Genomic DNA, 7,863 nt, shown 5'->3' on the forward strand with positions numbered 1-7,863 from the left:
CGCGCTCCCGCCCCGGCCGGCACAGCGCGACGAAGCGCGCACCGGCGAGCCGCACCGCGGGCTCGATCGGCTTCAACGCACCGCGCTCGACATGCTCGGCGGCCAGCACGGAGCTGAGCAGCGCGATACCCTGCCCGTGTAGCACGGCCTGCAACGCGTAATGCTCGTCGTCGTAATGGCGAAACACCGCGCGTTCGAGCCACGCTTCCCGGCCCGCCGCGCGGCACCACGAAGCCCAATCGACCGACACGGGCAGCGGCGTATCCCACACGGTCTCGATCAGGTCGAGCGGCTCGTCGGTTCGATGCGCGTCGAACCCGACGGCCGCATACGCACCGAAATATTCGTCGATCAACGCAATCTCGTGCAGCGCGGGAAACTTTCGCGACGTCGCGCGAATCGCGAGATCGATCCGTGCATCCCGTTCGAGATCGACGAGCGCGTTGCCCGTTTCGACCTTGATGTGCAGATGCGGATCGACGCGCCGAAACGCGCCGAGACGCGGAATCAGCCACATCGCCGCAAAGGCGGGCGTGGTGGTCAGCACGAGCGCACGCTCGTCGGCCGCATCCGGACGCACCGCATCGAGCCCGCGACTCAACGCCAGCAACGCATCGTGACTCGCGCGAAACAGCCGCTCGCCTTCTTCCGTCAGCCGCACGCCGCCCGCGCCGCGCTCGAACAGCAGCACGCCGACGCGGCTCTCGAGCGACTTGATCTGGTGCGACACGGCGGCCGGCGTCACGGACAGTTCATCGGCTGCGGCCTTGAACGTGCCGAGCCGTGCCGACGCTTCGAATACACGCAATGCGGTCAGGGGAATTTTCGAGAACACGGGGCCTCGCGCGCCAGATGCGGCCGGGTTGAATTCGATTCAATCGGGGTGAGATTAGGTGAATTGAAGCGGGTGCGCAACGCGGCTAGCCTTGCGGGACGTCGCGGCATGGCGCCGCGGCGGTTGCCCTCGAACCGGAGGAACCCGTGCAAGGCCTACCGCGCAGGATCACGCAGGCGGTGCTCTACGAAGCGATCGCCATTTCCTGCATTTCGCCCGTGATCGCGGCGATCTTCAAGCAGGATCTCGTCTATTCAGGCGCGCTGTCGGCGACGATGTCGGCGATCGCGATGCTGTGGAACCTGATCTTCAACGCGCTGTTCGAGCGCTGGGAAGCGTCGCGCCGGCAGCCGGCGCGTACGCTCGGGCGGCGCATACTGCACGCCACCGGATTCGAGGGCGGGCTGATCTTCATCCTCGTGCCGGTCGTGTCGGGGTGGCTCGACATCTCGTGGTTCGACGCGTTCGTCGTCGATATCGGGCTGTTCGCGTTCTTCTTCTGCTACGCGTTCGTGTTCCAGTGGGCGTTCGACCGCGTGTTCGACGTGCCGGCGGCGACGAAGCAGTCGTGAGCCGGGCGCCTATGCCCCCACGGCGATTTTAGGCAACTGCCAGCCGAAGCGTACCGCCGCCATCCGCAGCGCAAAGCACGCGATGCCGCCCAGCACGGCCGCGACGACGGGCGGGCAACCGAGTCGCCGGCACGACACGACGACGACCGCGCCGAGCAGTGCCGCGCTCGCGTAGATGTCCGTGACCAGCACGACGGGAATCCGCGCAAGCAGCAGATCGCGCACCACGCCGCCCCCACAGCCGGTCACGGCGCCCATCAGCGTGGCAATGAACGGATGGACGCGGAATTCGAGCGCCTTCACCGCGCCCGCAACCGCGAACAGCGCGAGGCCGGCCGCGTCGAGCGCCGTCAGCAGCGACGGCGAGAACGACGCGACCCGCGCATGAAACACGAAGGCGAACAGCCCGGCAGCGAACGCGAGCGCCGGATAACGCCAGTCGCTCACGGCGCTCGGCGGGCGCGCGCCGATCAACAGGTCGCGAATCACGCCGCCGCCGAGCGCGACGACGAGCGACAGCACCATCACCCCGAACAGGTCGAGGCCGGCGCCGATCGCCGCATTGGCGCCCTCGATCGCGAACACCGCCGTGCCCGCGAGATCGGCGGCGAGCACGACTTGCTCGATGCGCTTCATGCGAGTGAATGGCCGATGTTAAGCATCGTCCGGTTGCTGCGTGCGCCGACCGAAGCCGACGGGTTGTTCGGCCGCGTGCCGGCTGCGTGTTGCCGTCCGGATGCATCAAGCGGGTTGCGGGTCATCGTCGTTTCCTCGATCGGGGATCGAGCAGTCTAGCGCATCGTCCGGCGACCGTCGGGCCAAGCGTGAAGCGGGCAGCAAAAAGCCGGCGCAAGCAGGTCATCCTGCTTGCGCCGGCTCGAAAATTCACGTCAGGCTTCGCGCCGCATCCGCACGGCCCGACACGTCACGTTCAATGCACGCCGAGGTACGCCTTCACCGCCGGCAGGCCCGGCTTGCCGTCGAGCGTCGTCACGCCGGCCAGCCACTTGTCGAGCGCTTGCGGGTTCGCCTTCAGCCAGTCGGCGGCAGCCTTGTTCGGGTCCTGCTTGTTCATGATCGGCACCATCACGTGGTTCTCGATCGACGTCGTGAACTGCAGGTTCGACACGAACTTCGCGACGTTCGGGCAGCGTTGCGCGTAATCGGGCGGGGTTGCCGTCAGCACCTTCGCTTCGCCGTAGTTCGGGCCGAACACATCGTCGCCGCCGGTCAGGTAGTCGATCTTCATCTGCACGTTCATCGGATGCGGTTCCCACCCAAGGAACACGATCCACTGCTTGTCGCGGGCCGCGCGATTCACTTCGACCAGCATCCCGGCCTCGCTCGACTCGACCAGCTTGAACTTGCCGAGGCCGAACTGGTTGCCGTCGATCATCTTCTTGATCAGCGCATTGCCGTCGTTGCCCGGCTCGATCCCGTAGATCTTGCCGTTGAGCTTGTCCGCGTACTTCTGGATGTCCGCGAACGACTTCAGGCCGCCCTGGTACACGTAGTCGGGCACCGCGAGCGTGTATTTCGCGCCGGTCAGGTTCGGCGTCGCGAGCACCTTGATCGTGCCGGCCTTCGTGAACGGCTGGATGATCGGGTCCATCGTCGGCGACCAGTAGCCGAGGAACACGTCGATCTGCTTGCTCTTGATCCCCGCGAACGTGATCGGCACCGAGGCGATCGTCTTCGTCGGGTTGTAGCCGAGCCCCTGCAGCATCGTCGACGCGAGGCCCGTGGTCGCCGCGATGTCGGACCAGCCGACATCGGCGAAGCGCACGTTCTTGCACACGGGCGGATCGGCCGCATAAACGGCCGACATCGGCGCGGTCACCCCGATCCCGCACACCGCTGCGATCAATAGGCGCTTCATCTTGCTTCTCCTCAAAGTGATGTCGTTTGCTTGAATGCGGGATCGTTTATTGAAGCCGCGCGCCGCGATCCCGGCGACGTCGCGGACCGACGGATTGCCGCGGTTCAGCGCCCGGGCAGCCGGCGCTCGTAGCTCGGCGCATGGCCGAACTGCGCGCGGTATGCCTTGCTGAAATGACACGGCGAATGAAAGCCGCAGACCGTCGTCACGCGTGCGATCGATGCATCCGTCGTGCGCAGCAGGTCGCGGGCGCGTTTCAGGCGCAGCGTCAGGTAGTAGTGGGTCGGCGATACGTTCAGGTACACCTTGAACATGCGCTGCAGATGCCGCTGCGACAGCCGCACGAGCCGCGCGAGCTCCTCGAGCGACAGCGGCTCCTCGATGTTCGCCTCCATCAGCCGCACGACCTCGATCAGTTCCGCACGCGAGAAGCCGACCCGCGCATCGACCGGAATCGGCTGCGTATCGGTCGAGCTGCGAATGCGCTCCAGGATGAACTGCTCGGATACCTGCGCGGCCAGTTGCTGGCCGAACCGCATGCCGACGAGGTTCAGCATCAGGTCGAGCGGCGCGGTGCCGCCCGTGCAGGTCAGCCGGTCGCGATCGACGACGAACAGCTCGTCGGCGAAGCCCACTCGCGGAAATTCGGAATGCAGCGCGGACAGGTTTTCCCAGTGCACGGTGCAGCGATAGCCGTCGAGCAAGCCGGTCGACATCAGCGCATAGGCGCCCGTGCAGATGCCGCCGAGCGGCAGCCCGCGTTCGGCGAGCGCCGCGAGCGTATCGCGCGCGCCCTCGTCGACCACGTCGCGAATGCGGATGCCGCCGCACACGATCATCACGTCGGGCAGGTTGTCGTAGTCGAGCGCCTGCGTGGGCCGCACCGCGATGCCGTTGCTGGCATGCGCGGGCGCGCCGTCGAGCGAGTAGATCGACCACTTGTAGTGATCCGCCCGCCCGACGTAGTTCGCCATCCGAAGCACTTCGACCGCGCTCGAGAACGCGATCATCGAGAAGTTCGGCAGCGTCAGGAAGCCGAAATGGGCGAGGGACGAAACCGGTGAAACGCAGGCGGCGGGCGCGACAGCGACGGCGGACGTCACATCGGTCTCCTAGGGTCTGTTTCCAGATGGAACGCACATGCGTTGCCACGAGAACGGCTGCTCGCGAGGCGCGCGACGCCGCGAATACTCAGCGTATTCGCAAGGAGTGCAACGCGGCGAGCGGCCGTTCTCGTGGCAACCCCAAACTTGAAATGTATTCCACGGGAATGCCCGAAATCGCCCGCATGGCGGCGTCGCTCGTCGCTTGTTTGGCTCGGCCAAACGGCGCTCCTCACTTCTTGCCCTGCGAGCGATTTCGGGCATTCGCATGTGCGTTCCATCTGGAAACAGACCCTAGAGGAGGTTGCAGGGGGCCAGCCCCGCGGCCGAAGCCGCGGGAACCGTTATCCATTCAGGGTGTGCGGCCAGGTCGCTCCTGGCCGCCGAAGATCAGGCCTGCGCGGGCGCGGCCTTCACGCGAAACAGCTGCTTGAGGCCCGAGAACAGCGGCGCCTTCACGGTGCCCGGTGCGCGGCCGAAGCTTTCGGTGATGCGGTCCAGAATGATCGCGAGCAGCACGACCGACAGGCCGCTCTCGAAGCCGAGGCCGATGTCGAGGCGCTGGATACTCGCGAGCACGTCGTTGCCGAGGCCGCCCGCGCCGACCATCGACGCGATGATCACCATCGACAGCGCCATCATGATCGTCTGGTTCACGCCCTGCATGATCGACGGCAGCGCGTTCGGGAACTGCACCTTGTACAGCAGCTGCCACGGCGTGCAGCCGAACGCCTGGCCGGCTTCGACAATCTCGCGGTTCACGTGACGGATGCCGAGGCTCGTGAGACGCACCGCGGGCGGCATCGCGAAGATCACCGTCGACAGGATCCCCGGCACGCGGCCGAGACCGAACAGCATCGCGGCCGGAATCAGGTAGACGAACGCGGGCATCGTCTGCATCAGGTCGAGAATCGGGCGCACGATCGCGGCGACCCACTTGCTCTTCGCGGCCCAGATGCCGAGCGGAATGCCGAGCACGAGGCTGATGATCGTCGACGACAGCGTGAGGCCGAGCGTGATGACCGTCTGATCCCAGAAGCCCGTCGCGAAGATCAGCAGCAGGGACAGCGTGGTGAACAGCGCGAAGCGCCAGCCCACCCGCCACAGCCCGACGCCGATGAAGATCGCCATCATCAGCCACATCGGGATCGCCTGCAGGCCATGCTCGACGAACGCCGCGAGCCCTTCGATCGCTTGACCGATCGCGTCGAACGTCTTCGCGTCGTGGTCGAGCAGGTAGTGAACGGACTGGTCGACCCAGGTACCGAGCGGAATCATTTCAGACATGGGAGCCTCGCGAACGCGTGATGGCCTTCAGGATGAGCGCACGATCGACCGAGCCGCAGTAGCAGCCGTCGTCGTCGACGACGGGCAGTGCATTCGGGCTCGCGACCACGCGCGCGACGACATGTTCGAGCGACGCATCGCGCCGGATGCTTTCGATCGGCCGCACGGACGGCGTGTCCTGGCCGAGCGCCTCGCGCGTGACGAAGCCGCGAATCTTGCGTGCGGCGTCGAGCACGAACGCGTATTCGGCGCTGCCGTTCAGCGAAGCCGCGACGTTCGCGGCATCGCACTTCGATACGAGCGGCACCGCGCCGGTCTGCATCAGGTCGCCGGCGGTGAGGTAGCGGCTGGTGTCGATGCCGTCGAAGAACGCGCGCACGTAATCGTCGGCCGGGTTCGCGATGATGTCCTGCGGCGTGCCGACCTGCACGAGGCGGCCGCCCTCCATGATCGCGATGCGGTTGCCGATGCGCAGCGCTTCCTCGAGATCGTGCGACACGAACATGATCGTGCGGCGCTGCTCCTTCTGCAGTTGCAGCAGCACGTCCTGCATTTCGCGGCGCTTGAGCGGATCGAGTGCGGAGAACGCCTCGTCCATGATCATCAGCGAAGGGTTCACGGCCAACGCGCGGGCGAGGCCGACGCGCTGCTGCATCCCGCCCGACAGCTCGGACGGCAGCTTGTGCGAGAACGGCGCGAGACCGACCTGCTCGAGCACTTCCATCGCACGGCGCTCGCGCTCCTTCTTGCCCATGCCGCCGACTTCGAGCCCGAACGCGGCATTCGACACGACGGTGCGATGCGGCATCAGCGCGAACGACTGGAACACCATGCTCATGTCCTTGCGGCGCAGCGCGGTCAGCGCCGAGCGGCGCGCCGACGCGACGTCGAGCCCGTCGATCAGCACCTTGCCGGCGCTCGGATCGACCAGCCGGTTCACGAGGCGGATCAGCGTGGACTTGCCGGAGCCGGACAGGCCCATCAGCACGAAAATTTCGCCTTCCTGCACATCGAAGGAGACGTTGTGCACGCCGACGACCTGGCCGGTGCGCTTGAGCACATCGTCCTTCGTCGCGCCGGCGGCGAGCATGTCGAGCGCCTGCTGCGGATTGCTTCCAAACACCTTGCACAGACCTTCGACCACAACCTTGGGGGCATCCATCGAAACCTTCTCCTCGTGTAGCGGGGACTCGCGCTTGTCATAGCGTGCCTACATAGTTGCCAGAAAAAACCCCGGCCTGCCGACGAATTACGACAAACGCTTGCGCAAATACGACACGGCCGGCAGCCCCGCCGGGCGGGCCGCGCAGCCGATTGCGGCGGCGCAAAACGCGCACGGCCAGCAACGACGGGCATCACCCGGCGGCCTTGTGCGCAGCAACGCGCCAAACGGCACATGAGGTTTTGCGCCAGGCCGCCTCCGGCACGCGTCGCTTTACGACAAGTTCACGTCCGTTCCGGCGCCGATCTATTCAGACGAAAGCGCGCGCCGCATTCGCCAATAAAAAGCATGACCGTGCAAAAAACCGGATGGCGACACCGGACGGCGCACGCCGCGATACCGCGTCAAACCCGGGAATCGGCGCACGGACGCTGTGATACATTCGCCGCAAACACGCCGATCGCGACGTTGCCGCGAGCCCTTCGCACGCAGGCTCAGCCGCACGACGCGCGCATGCCGGGTCGCCTGCCGGCCGTGCTGAAACCGCCTCGATCCGGTGCGAGCCGCGATCGAAGGACGATAACGACAGTGAGAGGGAGCAAGGCGTTGAACTGGGCATTCGCCGTAATCGGTTTCATCGTGGGCAGCATCGCCGCATTGATCGGGGATTTCTCGGCCGGGAGCGGCTCGCTGCTCGGGGCAGCCGTCGGATTCTGCATCGGGCACGCGCTGCGGCAACGCAAGCAGCAAAACCAGCGGGCCGCGGCCGACGCGTTCGCGATCTCCGCGACGCCGCCGCCGACCCCATTACCGCTCGCCGATCGCGTCGCCCGCCTCGAGGCAACCGTCGACACGCTCACGCGCGAACTCGACGTGCTGCGCGCCCAACTGGCGGGCGCGAAGGCCGGCGCGGCGACCTCCGGCGACATCGCGCAAACGGCTTCGGCCGGTGCCTCCGCCGCGCCGCTGCCAGCCCACGTTCCGGCCACGCCCACGCCACGACCTGTCGCCGCACGGGCCGACAC

6 protein-coding genes and 2 pseudogenes are annotated in these 7,863 nt (G+C 66.5%); 2 read left to right on the forward strand and 6 right to left on the reverse strand.

Features of this window, described 5'->3' with window-relative positions:
• Window positions 1-835, reverse strand: an 835-nt coding sequence (locus H3O04_RS32170; RefSeq protein ID WP_202589225.1) for a LysR substrate-binding domain-containing protein, incomplete at its 3' end; no start/stop codon positions are given.
• A 146-nt stretch (window positions 836-981) separates the two neighbouring features.
• Here H3O04_RS32170 and H3O04_RS32175 point away from each other — a divergent pair.
• Window positions 982-1,407: a PACE efflux transporter gene (locus tag H3O04_RS32175; RefSeq protein ID WP_011547019.1), complete on the forward strand. Its 426-nt coding sequence runs from the start codon at window positions 982-984 to the stop codon at window positions 1,405-1,407.
• Between the two features lie 9 nt (window positions 1,408-1,416).
• On the opposite strand, the gene H3O04_RS32180 is transcribed toward H3O04_RS32175, so the two are convergent.
• From H3O04_RS32180 to H3O04_RS32200, 5 genes and pseudogenes are all read right to left on the reverse strand, one after another.
• Window positions 1,417-2,043 carry a trimeric intracellular cation channel family protein gene (locus H3O04_RS32180; protein ID WP_023476354.1) on the reverse strand — a complete coding sequence of 209 codons (627 nt, stop codon included), beginning with the start codon at window positions 2,041-2,043 and terminating at the stop codon, window positions 1,417-1,419.
• A gap of 295 nt (window positions 2,044-2,338) precedes the next feature.
• Entirely contained in the window at window positions 2,339-3,286 is a 948-nt protein-coding gene (locus H3O04_RS32185) for a choline ABC transporter substrate-binding protein (protein WP_006480573.1), read from the reverse strand.
• Between the two features lie 104 nt (window positions 3,287-3,390).
• Complete coding sequence (locus H3O04_RS32190; protein WP_006480572.1) at window positions 3,391-4,389, reverse strand: GlxA family transcriptional regulator; 999 nt, start codon at window positions 4,387-4,389, stop codon at window positions 3,391-3,393.
• A 390-nt stretch (window positions 4,390-4,779) separates the two neighbouring features.
• Entirely contained in the window at window positions 4,780-5,676 is an 897-nt protein-coding gene (choW, locus tag H3O04_RS32195) for a choline ABC transporter permease subunit (protein WP_006480571.1), read from the reverse strand.
• A pseudogene (locus H3O04_RS32200) lies at window positions 5,669-6,960 on the reverse strand (quaternary amine ABC transporter ATP-binding protein); the annotation flags it as partial. The pseudogene H3O04_RS32200 and the gene choW, both read right to left, overlap by 8 nt.
• A 226-nt stretch (window positions 6,961-7,186) precedes the next feature.
• Between H3O04_RS32200 and H3O04_RS36405 the strand changes: the two are divergent.
• Window positions 7,187-7,863: pseudogene (locus tag H3O04_RS36405) on the forward strand (hypothetical protein); the annotation flags it as partial.

Origin of the sequence: Burkholderia sp. KCJ3K979, from assembly GCF_016759955.1 — a bacterium.
Taxonomy (GTDB): domain Bacteria; phylum Pseudomonadota; class Gammaproteobacteria; order Burkholderiales; family Burkholderiaceae; genus Burkholderia; species Burkholderia orbicola.

Coding starts and splice junctions, on each gene's coding strand:
- H3O04_RS32180 (WP_023476354.1), bottom strand. CDS start 2,043: ATGAAGCGCATCGAGCAAGTCGTGCTCGCCGCCGATCTCGCGGGCACG.
- H3O04_RS32185 (WP_006480573.1), bottom strand. CDS start 3,286: ATGAAGCGCCTATTGATCGCAGCGGTGTGCGGGATCGGGGTGACCGCG.
- choW (WP_006480571.1), bottom strand. CDS start 5,676: ATGTCTGAAATGATTCCGCTCGGTACCTGGGTCGACCAGTCCGTTCAC.